This window comes from Tepidiphilus sp. J10 (assembly GCF_006980785.1).
GTDB classification, from domain to species: Bacteria; Pseudomonadota; Gammaproteobacteria; order Burkholderiales; family Rhodocyclaceae; genus Tepidiphilus; species Tepidiphilus olei.
Genome location: NZ_SBHP01000010.1, coordinates 1 through 18794 on the forward strand (window position 1 = coordinate 1; position 18794 = coordinate 18794).

The 18794-nt window shown below is 62.9% G+C and carries 20 protein-coding genes; 18 read left to right on the forward strand and 2 right to left on the reverse strand.

Going from position 1 to position 18794, the window contains the following annotated elements; all coding sequences use genetic code 11:
* Positions 1–210: 210 nt before the first annotated feature.
* Positions 211–768 (reverse strand): elongation factor P, encoded by a 558-nt coding sequence (gene efp / locus EPD81_RS09890; protein WP_142805311.1) that lies wholly within the window; start codon positions 766–768, stop codon positions 211–213.
* Positions 769–807: 39 nt separating this feature from the next.
* Positions 808–1962: an elongation factor P maturation arginine rhamnosyltransferase EarP gene (gene earP, locus EPD81_RS09895; protein ID WP_142805279.1), complete on the reverse strand. Its 1155-nt coding sequence runs from the start codon at positions 1960–1962 to the stop codon at positions 808–810.
* A 106-nt stretch (positions 1963–2068) separates the two neighbouring features.
* Here earP and EPD81_RS09900 point away from each other — a divergent pair, with 106 nt between their 5' ends.
* From EPD81_RS09900 to gstA, 18 genes are all read left to right on the forward strand, one after another.
* On the forward strand, positions 2069–2557 hold the full coding sequence (locus tag EPD81_RS09900) for an MliC family protein (protein ID WP_185955424.1): 489 nt from the start codon (positions 2069–2071) through the stop codon (positions 2555–2557).
* 95 nt (positions 2558–2652) lie between these two features.
* Positions 2653–3078 carry a nucleoside-diphosphate kinase gene (ndk, locus tag EPD81_RS09905; protein WP_142805281.1) on the forward strand — a complete coding sequence of 142 codons (426 nt, stop codon included), beginning with the start codon at positions 2653–2655 and terminating at the stop codon, positions 3076–3078.
* Positions 3079–3119: 41 nt separating this feature from the next.
* Positions 3120–4253, forward strand: coding sequence for a 23S rRNA (adenine(2503)-C(2))-methyltransferase RlmN (gene rlmN / locus EPD81_RS09910; RefSeq protein WP_142805282.1), 1134 nt, complete (start codon positions 3120–3122; stop codon positions 4251–4253).
* Between the two features lie 116 nt (positions 4254–4369).
* On the forward strand, positions 4370–5068 hold the full coding sequence (locus tag EPD81_RS09915; RefSeq protein WP_185955425.1) for a tetratricopeptide repeat protein: 699 nt from the start codon (positions 4370–4372) through the stop codon (positions 5066–5068).
* Between the two features lie 11 nt (positions 5069–5079).
* A complete protein-coding gene (locus EPD81_RS09920; protein ID WP_142805284.1) occupies positions 5080–5964 on the forward strand; it encodes a RodZ domain-containing protein in 885 nt (294 codons plus the stop codon).
* A 43-nt stretch (positions 5965–6007) separates the two neighbouring features.
* Positions 6008–7267 carry a flavodoxin-dependent (E)-4-hydroxy-3-methylbut-2-enyl-diphosphate synthase gene (gene ispG, locus EPD81_RS09925; protein WP_142805312.1) on the forward strand — a complete coding sequence of 420 codons (1260 nt, stop codon included), beginning with the start codon at positions 6008–6010 and terminating at the stop codon, positions 7265–7267.
* The gene (hisS, locus tag EPD81_RS09930) at positions 7264–8559 is read left to right on the forward strand and encodes a histidine--tRNA ligase (protein ID WP_142805285.1); all 1296 of its coding nucleotides are present in this window, start codon (positions 7264–7266) and stop codon (positions 8557–8559) included. Before ispG ends, hisS begins: the two co-directional genes overlap by 4 nt.
* Positions 8549–9175 (forward strand): tetratricopeptide repeat protein, encoded by a 627-nt coding sequence (locus EPD81_RS09935; RefSeq protein WP_142805286.1) that lies wholly within the window; start codon positions 8549–8551, stop codon positions 9173–9175. Before hisS ends, EPD81_RS09935 begins: the two co-directional genes overlap by 11 nt.
* A 2-nt stretch (positions 9176–9177) precedes the next feature.
* On the forward strand, positions 9178–10332 hold the full coding sequence (bamB, locus tag EPD81_RS09940) for an outer membrane protein assembly factor BamB (protein ID WP_142805287.1): 1155 nt from the start codon (positions 9178–9180) through the stop codon (positions 10330–10332).
* The gene (gene der, locus EPD81_RS09945; protein ID WP_142805288.1) at positions 10332–11672 is read left to right on the forward strand and encodes a ribosome biogenesis GTPase Der; all 1341 of its coding nucleotides are present in this window, start codon (positions 10332–10334) and stop codon (positions 11670–11672) included. Before bamB ends, der begins: the two co-directional genes overlap by 1 nt.
* A 97-nt stretch (positions 11673–11769) precedes the next feature.
* Positions 11770–12021: an RNA chaperone Hfq gene (hfq, locus tag EPD81_RS09950; RefSeq protein ID WP_142805289.1), complete on the forward strand. Its 252-nt coding sequence runs from the start codon at positions 11770–11772 to the stop codon at positions 12019–12021.
* Positions 12022–12092: 71 nt separating this feature from the next.
* Complete coding sequence (gene hflX, locus EPD81_RS09955; protein WP_142805290.1) at positions 12093–13235, forward strand: GTPase HflX; 1143 nt, start codon at positions 12093–12095, stop codon at positions 13233–13235.
* A complete protein-coding gene (gene hflK, locus EPD81_RS09960; RefSeq protein WP_142805291.1) occupies positions 13222–14478 on the forward strand; it encodes an FtsH protease activity modulator HflK in 1257 nt (418 codons plus the stop codon). The genes hflX and hflK overlap by 14 nt, the downstream gene beginning before the upstream one ends.
* Positions 14478–15359: a protease modulator HflC gene (gene hflC, locus EPD81_RS09965; RefSeq protein WP_142805313.1), complete on the forward strand. Its 882-nt coding sequence runs from the start codon at positions 14478–14480 to the stop codon at positions 15357–15359. Before hflK ends, hflC begins: the two co-directional genes overlap by 1 nt.
* Before the next feature lie 17 nt (positions 15360–15376).
* Positions 15377–15565, forward strand: a complete 189-nt coding sequence (locus tag EPD81_RS09970) for a DUF2065 domain-containing protein (RefSeq protein WP_142805292.1) — start codon at positions 15377–15379, stop codon at positions 15563–15565.
* A gap of 8 nt (positions 15566–15573) precedes the next feature.
* A complete protein-coding gene (locus EPD81_RS09975; protein ID WP_142805293.1) occupies positions 15574–16728 on the forward strand; it encodes an ATP phosphoribosyltransferase regulatory subunit in 1155 nt (384 codons plus the stop codon).
* 18 nt (positions 16729–16746) lie between these two features.
* The gene (locus tag EPD81_RS09980; RefSeq protein WP_142805294.1) at positions 16747–18057 is read left to right on the forward strand and encodes an adenylosuccinate synthase; all 1311 of its coding nucleotides are present in this window, start codon (positions 16747–16749) and stop codon (positions 18055–18057) included.
* An 84-nt stretch (positions 18058–18141) separates the two neighbouring features.
* Positions 18142–18747 (forward strand): glutathione transferase GstA, encoded by a 606-nt coding sequence (gstA, locus tag EPD81_RS09985; protein ID WP_142805295.1) that lies wholly within the window; start codon positions 18142–18144, stop codon positions 18745–18747.
* Positions 18748–18794 lie beyond the last annotated feature (47 nt).

Consider the following 18794-nt stretch of genomic DNA (forward strand, 5'->3'; position numbering starts at 1 on the left):
ACGCCTTCCCATCCCGAACAGGACCGTGAAACGGCGCCGCGCCGATGATACTGGAGCTCCGCCTCCGGGAACGTAGGTCAGCGTCAGACATCCCCTACCCCGCACACCAAGAACCCCCTACCAAAACGGTAGGGGGTTCTTGCGTCGACCCGGCGAGCACACAAAAAAACCCGCTGCAAGCGGGTTTTTTTGTGTTGGACGATAGAAACGTCAGACGCGCCGTTTGTATTCACCGGTTGCCGTGTCGATCTCGATCTTGTCGCCAATCTCGACGAAAGCCGGAACCATGATTTCGTGGCCGGTCGGTTTGATGCGAGCCGGTTTCATGACTTTGCCGGAGGTATCGCCGCGTACGGCCGGTTCGGTATACTCGACTTCGCGCACGACGGAGGAGGGTAACTCGACGGCGATGGCTTTTCCTTGATAGAGAACGACCTCGCAGCTCATGCCATCTTCGAGGTAGGGGAGGACGTTCTCCATGTTGTCCTTTTCCACTTCGTATTGGTTGAATTCCTCGTCCATGAACACGTACATCGGGTCGGCGAAGTAGCTGTACGTGCATTCCTTGCGCTCGAGGATCACGGTGTCGAATTTTTCATCGGCCTTGTAGACCGATTCGGTAACGTTGCCGGTGAAGAGATTCTTCAGCTTCATTTTTACGACGGCAGCATTACGACCGGATTTGTTGTATTCGGCCTTCTGGACGACGAAAGGTTCATCCTTGATGAGAACGACGTTTCCGGCGCGCAGTTCTTGGGCTTGCTTCATCATGGGTGTGATTCCCGCAGTTTCGTTGAAAATAAACGATCATTTTATCGCGTTTCTGGCGATGAAGTCGAGCAGCCGGGTACAGAGATCTTCTTGTAGGGCGAGATACTGGCACCAGCGATGGCAATGGGCTTGCCAGAGATCGCGTCGTTGCCATAGACAGCGCCAATCCTCGGGGGTTTCCCTGCCGCGGTTGCTGTTGAGAAACCACTGTGTCGCCAAATCTGCAAGGGATGGGGGGGCGTCGGCGAGGTAGTGCCCGAGGAATGCCTCGAGTTTGGTTAGATGAATGTCGTCTTCCTGGCGATAGGGATGCCAGAGGAAAGGGCGGGCGCTCCATTGAGCGCGAACGAAAGAATCTTCGCCTCGTACCCAATTGAAATCGCAGCTCCACAGTAATCGATCGAAATCGTCCTGCGGTAGCATGGGCAAAGGGACGAATCGCACCTGAGGTGCATCAGGATGGGTAAGAATTTTGGTGTCGAGTTCCAGACCCGTGCGGGCGAGCGCTTGGCGCGGTTGCCCCGGGGGAACGAAGACCGCCGTCGCTTGGGGATCGTGAGCGAGCCAGGCAAGGAAGGCACTGAGTTCGGCATCGGCGTAGCAAAAAAGGGTGATTCTCCGCGCCTCTAGCATTTCGGCCTGCCCGATGCGATCCAGGAATCGAGCAATCCGTTTCGGATCGCCTTGAAAGCGGTTCCGCTGCTCGAGGAGCGTGCGTTCGCGCAAGAGTCCTCCAGTGCGGGGAGTGAAACCGGGGACGAAGAACCATGCGGTGAGTGGTAACCGAGGGTGGGGGGAAGGCAGACCATGGACCTCTTCTGCCCAAGGTTCGGGGGTGAGGTGCTCGAGGTGGATCCAGAGCGGGGGAGGACATTGTCTAGCAAGCGCTCCGAGCCAGGGTTCGCTCAGGCCGCAGCCAAAGGCTTCGATGGCAACGTCGATTTGAGCCAGTATTTCGCGATCGCTCTCGTCCGGTTGCGAGCGATCCCAGAGTCGTAGCGTGAGTTTGCCGCACTGCTGCACTTTCTCCGTGGTGCGGATTTCCGGTGCCAATGTGGCGAGGGTGTGGAGATCGTCGATCCAGAGCGTGACGTCTTGGCCGAAGTCGTCTCGCAGTTGGCGGGCGAGGCGCCAGGTGATGCCGGCGTCACCGTAATTGTCGATGATGGCGCAGAAGATGCCGAAACGCATGATGGTCCAAAAATAATGAGAGTCTAGCCCCTCTTGCGGGTTCCGTGGGAGGTGTATAATGTTTTTTCAGGGATTTTTCGGCAGCTGTCCGTTGGGGGAGGTAAGGATGCGCGGGAAAACGATGCGTTGGTTGCTCGCAACGGTGATGGGGGTGTCGTGTGCGGGTGTATGGGCCGATGAAGGGGCATTGCCCCAGCTCGATCTCGACTTGCCGAGTGGCGTCTATCGGTGCGAAGAAGGGCGAAAGCAGCTCGGGGTGGAGCGGGTGCGCTACGATAGCGATCAGGTCGTGGTGCGTTGGGAGGGCAAACGCTATACCTTGGCGCGCGATGTTTCGTTCTCGGGGCTGCCCCGTTACGAGGATCGGCAAAACGGCTTGCTATGGGTCGATCTACCTTGGAAGAGCGTCCTGCTCAACACCAAGACCGAACGGCCGATGGCAGCCGATTGCGTCTATGCCCAAGGGGTCGACCCCTCGGTGCTCGATGCGCCGGTGAAAGTGGCCGATGCCAAGCCGAAGAAAAAAGCCGTCGCGCGTTCATCCAAGCCTGAGCCGCAGAAAACGGCCAGTGCTGCGGCCGCTTCGTCCAACTGAAAGGTTCTTCATGCGCGGCGGGCGTGGCGTCGTCGTGACGTCCGCCCGCCGTCGGTTTGATAGAATGTCTTTTTTTGCTTGCCTAGGAGTGATTCATGGCCGTAGAGCGTACGCTATCCATCATCAAGCCCGATGCCGTCGCCAAGAACGTGATCGGTAAGATCTACCAGCGCTTCGAGGATGCCGGTCTCAAGATCATCGCTGCGAAGATGGTGTGGTTGTCGGAAAAAGAGGCCGGCGCTTTCTACGCGGTGCATAAGGAGCGTCCCTTCTACAAGGACCTCGTGGCCTTCATGACCTCTGGTCCGGTGATGGTGCAGGTGCTCGAAGGCGAGAATGCCATCGCCAAGAATCGCGAGCTGATGGGGGCGACCGATCCGAAGAAGGCCGCGCCGGGGACGATTCGCGCCGATTTCGCCGATTCGATCGATGCCAACGCGGTGCACGGTTCCGATGCGCCCGAAACGGCCAGGGTGGAGATCGCTTTCTTCTTCCCCGAAATGAACATTTATTCACGCTGATTGGTCCACCCCGTCGGTGCCTCCCTGCCGACGGTTCGACGATGACCCCGACCAATCTGCTCGATTTCGATCTGCCCCAGCTCACCGACTGGATCCAGTCCCTCGGTGAGCGTCCTTTCCGTGCACGTCAGATCTTTCGCTGGATTCATCGCGAGGGCTGCGAAGACTTCGCGGCGATGAGCGACGTGGCGAAGAGTCTGCGCGCCAAGCTCGCGGAGCAGGCGATCATCGCTGCGCCGCGGGTGCTGCGCGATAGCGTCTCCCGTGACGGCACGCGCAAATGGTTGCTCGACGTGGGTGGGGGCAACGCCGTGGAGACGGTGTTCATTCCCGAGCGCTCGCGTGGCACACTATGTATTTCTACTCAGGCCGGCTGCGCGCTCGAGTGCGCCTTTTGCTCCACGGGCAAGCAGGGATTCAACCGCAATCTCAGCACCGCGGAGATCCTGGGACAGTTGTGGCTCGCCAACCGATTGCTGGGCGCGGCCAAAACAGAGGGCGATTGGGATACGACCGAGGGCCCAGACAATGGCCGAGTGGTGACGAACGTCGTCCTCATGGGCATGGGCGAGCCGTTGGCCAATTTCGAGGCGGTGGTGCGTGCTCTGCGCGTGATGCTCGACGATCACGGTTATGGTCTGTCGCGACGACGGGTCACGGTATCAACTTCCGGAATCGTGCCTGCCATCGACCGACTGCGCGAGCACTGTCCCGTGGCGCTGGCGGTATCGTTGCATGCGCCCAACGATGCGCTGCGCGATCGACTCGTGCCGATCAACCGCAAGTATCCTTTGCGCGAGTTGCTGGCGGCTTGCCAGCGCTATCTCGAGCGTGCGCCGCGCGATTTCATCACCTTCGAGTATGTCTTGCTCGCGGGGGTCAATGACGAGCCGGAGCATGCGCGTGAGCTGGTGGCCTTGGTGCGCGACGTGCCCTGCAAGTTCAACTTGATCCCGTTCAATCCCTTCCCTGGGGCGCCGTTTGCGCGACCCGAAGAGGGACGGATTAGGCGCTTTGCCGCTATTCTGATGGAGGCAGGATTGGTGACGACGACGCGCAAGACGCGCGGTGACGACGTGGCTGCCGCCTGCGGTCAGCTCGCTGGCCAGGTGCGCGATCGGACCCGCCGTTCTCGGGGGGGCGAGCCGATCATTTTTCCTCAGAGGGCGTCGTGATGAAATCTTGGAGGCTTACTGTTGTTGCCTTGTTTTGTTCCCTTGCATTGGTAGGGTGCGCGAATCAGGCGGTGCGGCCGGCAACGGGGATTTTTGAAACGAGCCATGACCGGCCGATGTTGGAACGTCAGCCGGATCGACCCAATGAGGTGAGGGCGAAGGCACACATCGAGCTCGCTCTCGCCTACCTGGACATCGGACGGGTAGACGTAGCCCTGGACGAATTGCGCGCCGCAGCAGCCGAGGCGCCGGATTATCCTCCCCTTCATTATGCATGGGGCGTGACCAACCTGACGATCGGCGATCGCGCTCAGGCCGAGCGTGCTCTGACTCGAGCCTTGCAGGCCGCACCGCGAGACCCTGATTTCAACCTTGCTTATGGTTGGTTTCTTTGTACGGGTCCGCAACCTGCCAGTGGTCTGCCTTATCTTCAGCAGGTGGCGGCCAATCCCTATTACGGAAACAAGACGCGGGTCTACGCCAATCTTGCTTGGTGCCAGGAATTGGCGGGGGAGCGGGAGGCGGCTAGGGCGAGTCTGCAGGAGGCGATCCGTTTGGATCCGCGCAACACCCTGGTGCTCTACCAGGGGGCCCGTTTGGCACAACGCTGGGGTGAGTGGGATCGTGCCTCCGATTACTTGCAGCGCTTGATGAGGGAAGTCGATCCCGATCCGAGCCTGCTGTGGATGGCCATCAATGTCGAGCGCAAGCGCCGGGATACCGCGGCATTCGAGCAGTATGCGCGACGTCTCAGAGCGGAATTCCCCGATAGTCCAGAGGCGGAACTCCTGAGACAGGGGGCTTGGGATCTGTGACGGAGGGAGCATTGATCGAGCCTCGTGAAGTTGGCGTGCTGCTGGCACGAGCGAGGATGGAGCAGGGGCGCAGCGTCGCCGAAATGGCGCAGCAATTGAAGTTGCTGCCGCGCCAGATCACGGCGCTCGAAGAGGGGCGTTTCGATGAATTGCCCGGTCCGGTTTTCGTTCGTGGCTTCGTGCGCAATTATGCACGTGCGCTCGGGTTGGATCCCGAGCCTTTGCTCGCTTCGCTGGAGGTCAAACCCAGTGCCGAGCCGGTGAAGCTCACGCCAGCGTCGAACGCCGAGGGGGAGATCCGGATACGGCGCTCTCGCCCGTGGCGAATCGTTCTTCGCTATGTATTGCCCCTGTTCGTTTTGTTTCTACTCGTCGCCGTCTATTTCGACTGGTTCCGGATGCCGTCTCCGACACGGCAGGAGACAGCGGTCTTGCTCCCGCCTGCCGTTGAAGCGCAGGATACGACTACGGATGTACTGGGCAGCCATTCACGCTCGGCGGTGGCTGAGCCATTTTCCTTGCCCGCCGTTTCGGCCGCTTCAGAGGATGATTCTTTAGACGAGACGACGCAAAGCGCTCCTGCATCCGATGTCTCCGGGCCAGAGAAGACTCTCGCTGAGGCGCCGTCGGTAGTCAGCCCAGAAAATCCTCCTGAACCTGAGCCTGTGTTGCGTTTCCGGGCCGAGGGGCGATCCTGGGTCGAGGTGCGTGATGCCAGCGGAACGGTCGTGTTCTCCCGGATACTCGATGCGGGTCAGGAGGCTTCGCTGGCCGGCACGCCGCCGTTTTCCCTGGTGGTTGGGAATGCGGCGGTGGTTCGAGTGGAGTTTCGAGGCGAACCCATCGAGATCAAAGAAGTGAGCAAGAATGGGGTCGGCAGAATCAGGTTGCCATGACGAGGTTGAAATGAAGGCGAACGACGCGCTTCTGGAAGAAGTCATGGCCGAGCCCACCGTTGGTCCGCAGCAGCGCCGATCCACCCGGCAGGTGCGCGTGGGTTCATTGACGATCGGCTCGAGCGCACCCATCGTCGTGCAGTCCATGACCAATACCGCGACGAGCGAAGTCGAGTCGACGGTGCGCCAAGTGCTGGCGCTCGCCCGGGCCGGTTCCGAGCTGGTGCGGCTTACGGTCAATGACGAGGCGGCTGCGCGCGCGGTGCCCGAAATTCGCGAACGCCTGCTGCGCGCCGGCTGTCGCGTGCCGCTCGTGGGCGACTTCCACTATAACGGCCACCAGCTGCTGCGAGAGTATCCGGCCTGCGCCGAGGCGCTGGACAAATGGCGCATCAATCCGGGCAACGTTGGACAGGGAGAAAAACGAGACCAGCGTTTCGCCGAGATCGTCGAACTCGCCTGCCGTTACGGCAAGCCCGTGCGCATTGGGGTGAATTGGGGCAGCCTCGACCCGGCAGTGCTCGCGCGCCTCATGGACGAGAATGCCCGGCGCGAGCGGCCTTGGTCGGCCGGGGCGGTGATGCGCGAGGCGCTCGTGACGTCCGCCCTTGAATCGGCGGCGCTCGCCGAACGCTACGGTCTTCTTGGTGATCGCATCGTGCTCTCGGCCAAGGTCTCCAGCGTGCAGGATCTCATTGCCGTCTATCGCACACTCGCGCAGCGCTGTGATTATCCGCTGCACTTGGGCCTTACCGAGGCGGGCATGGGCAGCAAGGGCATCGTCGCCTCGACCGCGGCCTTGGCGGTGCTGCTGCAAGAGGGGATCGGCGACACCATCCGCGTCTCGCTCACGCCTGCGCCGGGGGGGGACCGTACCGAGGAAGTGGTGGTGGCGCAGCAGATCCTGCAGACCATGGGACTGCGGGCGTTCACGCCGATGGTGACGGCCTGCCCGGGATGCGGGCGCACGACGTCCTCTTTTTTTCAGGAGTTGGCCGAATCGACCCAGTCCTACGTGCGCGCGCGCATGCCCGAGTGGCGCGAGCGCTACGACGGGGTGGAGCAGCTGACGCTGGCCGTGATGGGCTGCGTCGTCAATGGCCCGGGTGAATCCAAGCATGCCCACATCGGCATCTCTCTGCCGGGCACGGGCGAGGCGCCGGCCGCCCCCGTTTTCGTCGATGGACAGAAGGTGGCCACGCTGCGCGGTCCGGACCTTGCCGCGCAGTTCCACGCCATGATCGAAGCCTACGTGGCGCGGCGTTTTCCGCCGAAGGTTCCGCAACACGACGAGGAAGCATGAGCGCAACGAAATTACAGGCGGTGCGCGGGATGAACGACATCCTGCCGCCCGAATCGGATTGGTGGGAAGAATTCGAGGAGCGGGTGCGCACCTGGGCGCGCGCCTACGGCTATCGCCCCATCCGCACGCCCATCGTCGAGCCGACGGCGCTCTTCAAGCGTGCCATCGGCGAGGTGACCGACATCGTCGAGAAGGAGATGTATTCCTTCGAGGACGTGCTGAACGGCGAACACCTGACCTTGCGTCCCGAGGGGACGGCGGGCTGCGTGCGCGCGGTGATCGAGCACAATCTCCTCTTTCAAGGGCCGCAGCGGCTCTATTACCTGGGCCCGATGTTCCGCCACGAGCGGCCGCAAAAGGGGCGTTACCGGCAGTTCCACCAGGTCGGCATCGAGGCGCTCGGTTTTTCCGGTCCCGACATCGATGCCGAACTCATCCTCATGGGCGCACGTCTGTGGGATGAGCTGGGCTTGCAGGACGTGCGGCTCGAGATCAATTCCCTGGGTTCGAGCGAGGAGCGCGCCGCACACCGCCAGTCCCTGGTCGAGTACTTCCGGGCACGCTACGACGAACTCGATGAGGACGGCAAACGTCGCCTCGAGCGCAATCCGCTGCGTATCCTGGATTCGAAAAATCCGGCGATGCAGGAACTCATCGAGGGAGCACCACGTCTGTTGGATTTCCTCGGCGAGGAATCGAAGACGCACTTCGAGCGGGTACTCGCGCTCATCGAGGCAGCCGGCGTGCCCTATCGCATCAACCCACGGCTGGTTCGAGGACTGGATTACTACAACCGTACCGTCTTCGAATGGGTGAGCCCGCGGCTCGGGGCGCAAGCGACGATCTGCGCCGGTGGCCGCTACGACGGCCTCATCGAACAGCTGGGGGGCAAGCCTGCCCCCGCGGCCGGCTTTGCCATCGGCGTGGAACGGCTGCTGATGCTATGGCAGGCGAGCGGCGGAAAAGTCGTGCCCAAGGTGCCCGACGTTTACGTGGTGCATCAAGGTGCGCGCGCCGAGGCCGTGGCGTTCCAACTCGCCGAGCGCCTGCGTGATCTGGGGCTCGACGTGGTATTGCATTGTGGCGGCGGCAGTTTCAAGAGCCAGATGAAAAAGGCGGATGCGAGTGGCGCGACGCTGGCCTTGATCCTGGGTGAGGACGAGGTCGACAGCGGCACGGTGGGGCTCAAGCCCCTGCGCCAGGAGGCGCCGCAGCAGCGGGTAGCGATCGAAGCCTGCGAAGACGCGGTGATGCAATGGCTCTACGGCCAGGAGGAAGGTAATGGCGCTTGACTTGCAGGAACAGGAGCAGATCGACGAACTCAAGACCTGGTGGCAGATGTACGGCCGCTGGGTGACGATCGCCATCCTCGTGGCGGCGATCGTTTCCTTGGGCTGGAACGGATGGCGCTGGTGGCGCCAGCACCAGGCCCAGGAGGCGGCGCGCATCGAGGCAGAGTTGGTGGTGGCCCTCGAACGAGGGGAGTTGCCCTTGGCACGGGCCGCAGCCCATCGTTTGCGGGAATCACGGACCAATGCCTTGTTGGCCGATCTCTCCGGTTTGAAACTGGGTTACGAACTGTGGCAAGCTGGTGATCACGCAGCCGCAAAAGAAGAACTCGGGCGCGTAGCCGAGCAGGGCTCCGAACCTTACCTGCGGGATGTGGCTCGCTTGCGCGAGGCGGCCGTGTTGCTCGATTCGGGTTCGGCCCAAGAAGCTTTCGAACGGCTCGCCATCGCGCCGGTGCCGGAGTTGGCCGCGCGCTATGAAGAAGCCCGTGGGGATGCGCTCGCGGCGCTCGGACGCCTCGAAGAAGCACGGGTGGCCTATCAGCGAGCCCTCGATCAGGGGACGGATCCTGCCTGGCGAGAACTCGTCGCCCTCAAGCGCGACGGGTTGGGGGGCTGAGCATGAGCGGTCGTTTCTCCCGTGTCGCTGCGCGTCTGCTGGCGCTTTTTGCCGTCGCGACGCTCGTTGCCGGCTGCTCTTCGCTCAATCCCTTTTCGCGCAAAGGACCCCAGATCGCGCCTCTGCCGCCGCTCACCAGTCCCGTGGAAGTGAGCATTGCAGCGCAGACCAAGGTAGGGGGCAGTGAAGGACTTTTCCTCACTCCGGCCATCCTCGACAACGAGGCCATCGTTGCCGGGGGTGACGGGCGCGTTTTGCGCTGGAATGGCGGTACGCGCTGGGAGGCGAAGCTCGAAGACAGGATCATCGCGGGTGTGGGTGCGGACGAGCGCCTGGCCGTGGTCGTCACGCGCAAAGGGGAGGTGGTGGCACTTGCCGTCGACGATGGGACAGTGCGCTGGCGCCATCCGCTCCAGGCCGACGTGATCACGCCACCCTTGGTGGCCGGCGGCTTCGTCGTGGTGCGTGCGGTCGATCATCGGCTCATCGCGCTCGATGCGCGCGACGGCAAGGAGCGCTGGGTTTATCAGCGCAACCTGCCGCCCTTGTCGCTGCGCCAATCGGCCCCGCTGGTGAGCGCCGGCAACGCCATCGTCGCTGGTTATCCGGGAGGGATCGTTGCCGTGGTCGAACCGCGCAGCGGCGCACCGCTCTTCGATCTGACGGTGGCCTCGCCCAAGGGGGCGACCGAAATCGAACGGCTCACCGACGTGGTCGGTCCACCGTTGGTGGCGCGTCAGGAAGTGTGCGCCGCCGCGTATCAGGGGCGTGTGGCCTGCTTCGACGGGCGTACCGCCGAGACGATCTGGACCAAGGATCTCTCTAGCCGCACGGGGATCGATCGTGACTTTCGTTATATCGTCGTCACTGCCGACAACGACGACGTGGTCGCACTCGATGCTTACTCCGGGAGGGAACAGTGGCGCACGGGTGGATTCTCCTGGCGCTTGCTCACGCGTCCGCTCATCCTCGGAGACTGGGTGCTCGTGGGCGATCGCGAAGGTTACGTCCACGTGCTCGATCGCAACGATGGCCGCATCCGTGGGCGGGTACGTGTCGGCTCCGGACCCATCCTCGTCGAGCCGAAATCCATCGGTCCCAACCGGGCAGTGGTGCAGAATACCGATGGAACGGTGGCCGTCGTGGAGGTGCATTGATGGCGGCACTGCCCACCGTCGTGCTCGTCGGGCGGCCCAACGTCGGCAAGTCCACCCTGTTCAACCGGCTCACGCAAAGCCGGGATGCACTCGTGGCCGACGTACCGGGGCTGACGCGTGACCGGCGCTACGGTCAGGGAAAGCTCGGCCCGCGGCCCTATTTGGTCGTCGATACCGCCGGCTTCGATCCGACGAGCAAGGAAGGATTGACTCGCGAGATGGCGCGCCAGGCCGAGCAGGCGATCCGCGAGGCCGACGTCGTCCTCTTTCTCGTCGACGGGCGCGCCGGCCTCACGGCGCACGACCGAGACATCGCTGATTATTTGCGCCGGCTCGGCCGCTCGGTGCGGTTGGTGGTCAACAAGACCGAAGGCATGCGTCAGACCTACGCCACCGCCGAATTCCACGCACTCGGGCTGGGCGAACCCTTGGCCATCTCGGCGGCGCATGGTGAGGGCGTGCGCCAGATGATCGCCGAAGTCTTGGCCGATTTTCCCGAAGAAGACTCCAACGAGCCGCCGCAGGAGGAAGACGCGCCGCGCGTGGCGGTGGTCGGTCGTCCCAACGTGGGCAAGTCGACCCTCATCAACGCCCTTGTGGGCGAAGAGCGGCTCATCGCCTACGACCTGCCAGGGACGACCCGCGATACGATCGAGGTGCCGTTCGTGCGGGGCTCGCGCCGCTACGTGCTCGTCGACACTGCTGGTGTGCGCCGCAAGGGGCGGGTCACCGAGGCGGTGGAGAAATTTTCGGTGATCAAGACTCTACAGGCGGTGGAGCGGGCCAACGTGGTCGTGCTCGTGCTCGACGCGACGCAGGGGATCGCCGATCAGGACGCGCACTTGGGGGGATTCATCCTCGAGACCGGCTGCGCCCTCGTGATCGCGGTAAACAAATGGGATGCCGTCGATGACTACCAGCGTAGCCTGGTGAAGACGCAGCTTGCCAGCAAGCTGGGATTTCTGTCGTTCGCGCGCACCGTTTTCCTCTCGGCCGCGCAAGGGCGAGGGCTGGAGCCGCTCCTCAAGGCCGTGGACGAAGCCCATGCCGCCGCGTTTGCCAAGCTGCCCACGCCACAGCTCACCCGGGTGCTCCAGGAGCTGGTCAAACGCCAGGCGCCGCCGCGCCACGGGCTCTTTCGTCCGAAGCCGCGCTATGCGCATCAAGGGGGCAGCAATCCGCCGGTGATCGTCATCCACGGCAACGCGCTCGAGCATTTGCCCAAATCGTACCGGCGCTATCTCGAGCATGGTTTCCTCGAAGCCTTCCGTCTGCGCGGTACGCCGCTCAAGCTCGAATGGCGCACGTCGGAAAACCCCTATGTGAAACGCAGCGATTGAACGGCTGCTGCCCAAAGCCAGCGCGACTGTGCTATCGTTGTTCGTTGTGCTGCACCATTTTTCATGAGACCAAACCCACAACACGAAAGGCCACGACATGAGCAACAAAGCCTTGCAACTGCAAGACCCCTTCCTCAACCTGCTGCGCCGCGAGCACGTCCCGGTGTCGATCTATCTGGTCAATGGTATCAAGTTACAAGGGCACATCGAGTCCTTCGACCAATACGTCGTCCTGCTCAAGAACAACGTCACGCAGATGGTCTACAAGCACGCCATCTCCACCGTCGTGCCGTCGCGCCCAGTGACGCTGCGCGAAGTCCATGAGGACGAACAGCAAGCGGAACAATGATGGATTGTGGGGAACGCCTGCGCGATTGGCGCGTCTCATGAACGTTCCTCTTTCCTCGAAGGAATCTTTCATTGTTCGAACGTCCGCAACGCGGTGAACAAGCCGTGCTCGTCCAGCTCGATATCGGCCAGGGAGCGCTCGCCGAGCGTCTCTCTGAATTGCAACTCCTGGTGGAAAGCGCCGGAGCCGACGTGGTCGGCGTGGTGCGCGGTCGTCGTCCCCGGCCCGATCCGGCTTTCTTCGTCGGTCGCGGCAAGCTCGACGAAGTGCGTAGCGCCATTACCCAAGGAGAGGGCGATTTGGTCGTCTTCGACCATACCTTGTCTCCAGCGCAGCAGCGTAACCTCGAGCGCGAATTGCAGTGCCGGGTGATCGATCGCAATGCCCTCATCCTCGACATCTTCGCGCAGCGTGCCCGCAGTCACGAAGGAAAACTCCAGGTGGAGCTCGCCCAGCTGGAATATCTTTCCACGCGCCTCGTGCGCGGCTGGACCCACCTCGAGCGCCAGCGTGGAGGGATCGGCCTGCGTGGCCCGGGCGAGACCCAGCTCGAGACCGACCGGCGGCTCCTGGGCATTCGGGTCAAGCAGCTGAAGAGCCGGCTCGAGCGGCTCGAGCGCCAGCGCATCACACGCCGGCGCGCGCGCAACCGTCGGGGGGTGCCGCAGGTCTCGCTGGTGGGCTATACCAACGCCGGCAAGTCGACCCTCTTCAACGCACTCACCAAAGCCGGCGCCTATGCCGCCGACCAGCTCTTTGCCACGCTCGACACCACATCGCGCCGCATCTGGCTGCCGCGCGTCGGTGACGTCGTGCTCTCGGATACCGTAGGATTCATCCGTGATCTGCCGCACGACTTGGTGGCGGCCTTCCACGCCACGCTCGAAGAGGTCGCCGAGGCCGACCTGCTGCTACACGTCGTCGATGGGGCGAGTGAGGATCGTGAGGCTCAGCGCGCCACGGTAGAGGCGGTGCTCGCCGAGATCGGCGCACAGGACGTGCCACGGATCGAGGTGTTCAATAAAATCGACTTGCTCGCCGAGGTTCCGGCCGAGCGGACCGACGAGTGTGGTAGCATTCGCCGGGTTTGCGTCAGCGCGCGCACCGGAGAGGGGCTCGACTCCTTACGTGCGGTGCTCACCGACCGCCTGTGCGCCCTGTCGCCGATGCGTACGGTGCAATCAAGAAACGAGGAACTCCATGTCATTGAATGATCCCCGTTGGGGCGATCGTAACGACGGACCCGACGATGAGGGGCGCCGTCGTGATCCTCGCCCGGGACGTCCGCCCCAAGGCGAAGGTCCCCCCGACCTCGAGGAAGTCTGGCGTCAATTCAACGAGCGGCTCGCGGTGCTCTTTGGTGGTGGCCGCGGAGGGCGTTCTTCTGGCCCTGGAGGAGGCCGCTCCTGGGATGGCAAGCAATTCGGTGCCGGGATCGTCTTGCTCGTCGCCATCGTACTCGTGTTGTGGCTGCTTTCCGGGTTTTATAAGGTCGATGCCAACGAACGCGCGGTGGTACTGCGGTTTGGTCGGTACGTCGAGACGACCGAACCGGGCTTGCGTTGGCGCTTGCCCTACCCGATCGAACGCCATGAGATCGTCGATCTCACCGGCGTGCGCACCGTCGAAGTCGGTTACCGCGGCACCGACCGCAACAAGGTGCTGCGTGAATCGCTCATGCTCACCGACGACGAGAACATCGTCTCGATCCAGTTTGCGGTGCAATACGTGCTCAAATCTCCCGAAGACTATCTCTTCCGCGACCGTGCGCCCGACGAGAGCGTCAAGCAGGCCGCCGAGAGCGCCATGCGTGAAATCGTCGGCAAGTCCAAAATGGATTACGTCCTCTACGAAGGACGTGAGGACATCGCCGTACGCGCTCAGGAGTTGATGCAGACCATGCTCGACCGCTACCGTACCGGGGTGCAAGTGGTGCGCGTGACCCTGCAAAATGCCCAGCCACCCGAGCAGGTGCAGGCGGCTTTCGACGACGCCGTCAAGGCCGGTCAAGATCGCGAACGCTTGCGGAACGAAGGTGAGGCCTATGCCAACGCAGTGATCCCTCGCGCTCGAGGCACGGCCGCACGTCTGTTGGAGGAGGCCAATGCCTACAAAGGTAGGATCGTGGAACAGGCCACTGGTGATGCCGCGCGGTTCACCCAGATCCAGCAGCAATACCGGCAGGCGCCGGCGATCACGCGCGAACGCCTCTATCTCGAGACGATGCAACATATCTTTACCAACACGAGCAAGGTGCTGGTCGATGCACCGGCCCACAACAACCTCATGGTTTTGCCGCTCGAGCGTTTGCTCACCCCTTCCGGGGGCACGACGGCGCCAACTTACCAAGGGCCTAGCAGCGGCGATGGCAGTGCCGAGGCTGCGGCCGAATCGACCCGTAAGGAACGGGACATGACGAGACAAGATCTGCGCAACCGTGAGCGGGGGAGCCGATGATGCAAGCTAGGATCGCCACCGTGCTCGGGGTGTTGCTGCTGATTGCCGCGATCGCCTCGATGTCGCTCTTTACCGTCGACGAGCGCCGCTATGCCATGGTCCTGCAGTTCGGGGAGGTCAAATCGGTAATTTCCGAACCGGGCTTGCATGTGAAACTTCCCTTGGTACAGAACGTTCGTCTGTTCGATCGGCGCTTTTTGACCATCGATACGCCCGAACCTGAGCGTTTCATCACTTCCGAGAAGAAGAACGTGTTGGTGGACCACTTCATCAAGTGGCGCATCGCCGACCCGCAGCAGTATTACATCACCATGGGCGGGGACGAGACGCGTGCTCGCACACGGCTACTGCAAACGGTCAACGCCACGCTGCGCGAAGAATTCGGTCAACGCAGCGTGCACGATGTCGTCTCCGGTGAGCGCGACAAGGTCATGGAAATCGTGCGCACCAAGACCGACCGCGACGCGCGCACGTTCGGTGTCGAGATCGTCGATCTGCGCCTGAAGCGCGTCGATCTGCCGGCAGAGGTGTCCGAGTCGGTCTACCGCCGCATGGAGGCCGAGCGCAAGCGCGTGGCCAACAACCTGCGCTCCGAGGGGGCGGCGATCGCCGAGCGTATCCGCGCCGACGCTGACCGGCAAAGCGAGCTGATCATCGCCGAAGCCTATCGTGAGTCGCAGCGGCTCAAAGGTGAAGGGGATGCCGAAGCCACGCGCATCTTCAACGAAGCCTATGGACGCGATCCCGAGTTCTTCAGCTACTATCGCAGCCTCGAAGCCTATCGCGAGAGCTTCTCTCGGCGTGAGGACGTGTTCGTTCTCGATCCAAGCTCCGCGTTCTTCAAACACTTCAAGACGCCACAGTCGTCGGGCAACCGCTGAGCCTTGCCGTCCAGAGCATGTCCGAAATCTTCTGGAAAGCCTTGGGTCTGATGCTCGTTTTCGAGGGCTTGATGCCTTTCCTCGCACCGCATGCCTGGCAGCAAGCCCTGAAGCGTCTGGCAGAGGTGCCTTCCGAGCGCTTACGCTGGTTCGGTGCCGCGGCCATCGTCCTGGGGTTGCTCATCGTCAATGACGTCATCCTGTGAGGCCATCCATGCGTTGGGTTTTGCCCGACTATCTCCGTGACGAGCTGCCCCCGGCGGCGGAGCACCTCGAGCGCTTACGACGCGATCTGCTCGATCTCTTCCGTCTTCATGGCTACCAGCTCGTCGCTCCTCCGCTCATCGAATTCCTCTCTTCGCTCATCGTCGGCGGAGAGGAAGACCTGAGGCTGCGTACGTTCGGGCTCACCGACCAGTTGAGCGGCCAAACCATGGGGGTGCGTGCCGACATTACGCCTCAGGTGGCACGGATCGATGCGCATCTGTTGAATCGTCGGGGCGTCACCCGTCTGTGTTACTGTGGCCCGGTGCTGCACACTCTGCCCGCCTCGCTCACCGCCACGCGCGAGCCGCTGCAGCTCGGTGCCGAGCTCTATGGTCATGGCGGTGTGGAAGCCGACATCGAGATCATTCGCCTGCTGGCGACTGCCCTCGAACGGGCACGTCTACCGGCGGTGCGTATCGACGTCGGGCACATGGGGCTCTTTCGCGCCCTCACCGAGGGCATGGATCACGAGCGAGCAGAGGCGCTCTTCGAACTGCTCCAGGCAAAAGATTCTGCGGGAATCGAAAACTTCCTCGCCACGACCGGCGCCGAGATCGATGAGGCGCGTGCTGTTTCACTGTGCGCCCTGCCTGGGCTCTACGGCGGGATCGAGGTGCTCTCTCTGGCACGGTCTCGGCTCGCGCCGCTGCCGGCAGTGGTGCGGGCACTCGAAGAGCTCGAGGCGCTCGCCGAAGCGCTCGCCGATTTGCCGCTGGGGTTCGATCTGGCGGATCTTCGTGGCTATCACTATCACACCGGCGTGATGTTCGCTGCCTATGGCGCCAATCACCCTTCGGCGCTCGCCTTGGGCGGGCGTTACGACGGACTCGGTGCGGCTTTCGGACGGGCTCGGCCGGCGACGGGATTTTCGATCGATTTGCGCGAACTCATCGCCCGTCTGCCGCTCGCCCCCTTGCCGGGCGCCATCCTCGCGCCCGCGGTGGACGATGAGGCGTTGGAGGCAGTAGTGGCCCAGTTGCGTGAGGCAGGGCAGGCAGTGGTGCGGGAATTGCCGGGGCATCCGCTCGAAGAATGGCGCGAAGCCGGCTGCGACCGGCGCCTCGTGCAGCGCGCCGGACAGTGGGTCGTGGAACCGTTGTGATCGTAAAAGGAAGGGCTGATGGCTAAGAACGTGGTCGTCGTCGGGACGCAGTGGGGCGACGAAGGTAAGGGCAAGATCGTCGACTGGCTCACCGACAACGCTCAGGGCGTGGTGCGCTTCCAGGGTGGGCACAACGCGGGGCACACCTTGGTGGTGGGGGAGCGTGAATACAAGCTCAACCTCGTGCCCTCCGGCATCGTGCGCGAAGGGGTGGCCTGCTTCATCGGCAACGGGGTGGTGCTCGACGTGCATCACCTCCTTGCTGAGATTCGGACGTTGGAGGCTGGCGGGATCGAAGTGCGCTCGCGCCTGCGCGTGAGCCCCGGTTGCCCTTTGATCCTGCCCTATCACGTCGCGCTCGACCGGGCGCGCGAGGCGGCGCGCAGCGCCGGCGACAAGATCGGTACCACGGGCAAGGGCATCGGCCCGGCTTACGAGGACAAGGTGGCCCGTCGTGCGATCCGCCTCTACGATCTCTTCCGTCCCGAGCAATTTCGCGCCAAGCTCGAGAGCAACCTCGCCTGGGTCAATTTCGTGCTCACCCAGGCTTTCCACGCCGAGCCGCTCGAGTTCGAGCCGATCTATGAACAAGCGCTCGCCGATGCGAAAGAAATGTTGCCCTTGGTGACCGACGTCTCCGCCCGACTCTACGAGATCAACAAGGCGGGCGGCAATCTTCTCTTCGAAGGGGCGCAGGGGACGCTACTCGACATCGATCACGGCACCTATCCCTTCGTCACCTCCAGCAACTGTGTCGCCGGTCAAGCCGCCGCCGGCGCCGGGCTGGGGCCGGGGCGACTGCACTACGTGCTCGGCATCACCAAGGCGTATTGCACTCGGGTGGGCGGGGGGCCTTTCCCCACGGAATTGGACATAGACACCGAGGGCACCCCGGGCTGGCAGATGTCGACCAAAGGGCGGGAGTTCGGCACCGTCACCGGTCGCAAGCGGCGCTGCGGCTGGCTGGACCTGGCCGCGCTCAAGCGTTCCATCATCATCAATGGCGTCTCGGGTCTGTGTATTACCAAGCTCGACGTGCTCGACGGCCTCGAGGATCTGAAACTGTGCATCGGTTACGAACTCGACGGTGAGCGGATCGAATTGTTGCCAATGGGAGCCGACGAGGTCGCCCGTTGCGTTCCCGTCTACGAAACGCTGCCTGGCTGGCGCGAGAGCACCTTCGGGGCGCGCCGTTGGGAGGATCTTCCCTACGAGGCCCGTGCCTACCTGCACCGCATCGAGGAATTCTGCGAGATTCCGATCGACGTGATCTCGACTGGCCCCGAGCGCGACGAGACCATCCTGCGCCGTCATCCTTTCGGCGCCTGAAACCTTTTTCCTCCGGACGTGCTACAGTAAAAAAGCCCCGTGAGGGGCTTTCAATCATACGAACCACGAAAAAGGAGGAACCCGATGAAACTGTATTTCTCGCCCGGCGCCTGTTCGCTGTCGCCCCACATCGCCCTTCGGGAAGCCGGCGTCGAGCCCGAGCTGGTGCGGGTGGATCTCGCCACGAAGAAACTCGCCGATGGGGGCGATTATCTGGCGATCAATTCCAAGGGCTACGTGCCGGCGCTGCAGCTCGACGATGGGACGATCCTCACCGAAGGCCCGGCGATTCTCATCTATATCGTGCAGAATCTGGCACGTACGCCGCTCGGCCCCAAAGAGGGGATGGGGCTGGTGCGGTTGGTGGAATGGCTCAACTTCATCTCCACCGAGATCCACAAAGGATTCTCGCCGCTCTTCAAGCCGAACTGCCCCCAGGAGTGGAAGGCGGTGGCGAAAGAGACCCTGCTCAAGCGCCTGCAGTGGGTGGATGGGCAGCTCGCGCAGCGTCCCTGGCTGCTGGGAGAGGAATTTTCGGTCGCCGATATCTACCTCTACGTGTGCGCGCGCTGGACGGCCTTCGTGCAGATCGATCTGGGGCAATTCCCAGCCTTGGCGCGCTTTGTCGAGAAGATGGCGCAGCGCCCCGCCGTGCAGGCGACGATCAAGGCCGAGGGGCTCAAGCAGTAGCTCTGCCCGTTTCGGAATGAGCGTAAAAGCCGCCTTCAGGCGGCTTT

Bases quoted from the DNA above. Each gene is read 5' to 3' on its own strand.
- rlmN (WP_142805282.1), top strand. From the start codon at position 3,120: ATGACCCCGACCAATCTGCTCGATTTCGATCTGCCCCAGCTCACCGAC.
- efp (WP_142805311.1), bottom strand. From the start codon at position 768: ATGAAGCAAGCCCAAGAACTGCGCGCCGGAAACGTCGTTCTCATCAAG.
- der (WP_142805288.1), top strand. From the start codon at position 10,332: ATGGCGGCACTGCCCACCGTCGTGCTCGTCGGGCGGCCCAACGTCGGC.
- EPD81_RS09935 (WP_142805286.1), top strand. From the start codon at position 8,549: ATGGCGCTTGACTTGCAGGAACAGGAGCAGATCGACGAACTCAAGACC.
- hflK (WP_142805291.1), top strand. From the start codon at position 13,222: ATGTCATTGAATGATCCCCGTTGGGGCGATCGTAACGACGGACCCGAC.
- gstA (WP_142805295.1), top strand. From the start codon at position 18,142: ATGAAACTGTATTTCTCGCCCGGCGCCTGTTCGCTGTCGCCCCACATC.
- ispG (WP_142805312.1), top strand. From the start codon at position 6,008: ATGGCCGAGCCCACCGTTGGTCCGCAGCAGCGCCGATCCACCCGGCAG.
- EPD81_RS09980 (WP_142805294.1), top strand. From the start codon at position 16,747: ATGGCTAAGAACGTGGTCGTCGTCGGGACGCAGTGGGGCGACGAAGGT.
- EPD81_RS09900 (WP_185955424.1), top strand. From the start codon at position 2,069: ATGCGCGGGAAAACGATGCGTTGGTTGCTCGCAACGGTGATGGGGGTG.
- hflC (WP_142805313.1), top strand. From the start codon at position 14,478: ATGCAAGCTAGGATCGCCACCGTGCTCGGGGTGTTGCTGCTGATTGCC.
- hfq (WP_142805289.1), top strand. From the start codon at position 11,770: ATGAGCAACAAAGCCTTGCAACTGCAAGACCCCTTCCTCAACCTGCTG.
- bamB (WP_142805287.1), top strand. From the start codon at position 9,178: ATGAGCGGTCGTTTCTCCCGTGTCGCTGCGCGTCTGCTGGCGCTTTTT.
- ndk (WP_142805281.1), top strand. From the start codon at position 2,653: ATGGCCGTAGAGCGTACGCTATCCATCATCAAGCCCGATGCCGTCGCC.
- EPD81_RS09915 (WP_185955425.1), top strand. From the start codon at position 4,370: ATGTTGGAACGTCAGCCGGATCGACCCAATGAGGTGAGGGCGAAGGCA.
- EPD81_RS09975 (WP_142805293.1), top strand. From the start codon at position 15,574: ATGCGTTGGGTTTTGCCCGACTATCTCCGTGACGAGCTGCCCCCGGCG.
- EPD81_RS09970 (WP_142805292.1), top strand. From the start codon at position 15,377: ATGTCCGAAATCTTCTGGAAAGCCTTGGGTCTGATGCTCGTTTTCGAG.
- hisS (WP_142805285.1), top strand. From the start codon at position 7,264: ATGAGCGCAACGAAATTACAGGCGGTGCGCGGGATGAACGACATCCTG.
- earP (WP_142805279.1), bottom strand. From the start codon at position 1,962: ATGCGTTTCGGCATCTTCTGCGCCATCATCGACAATTACGGTGACGCC.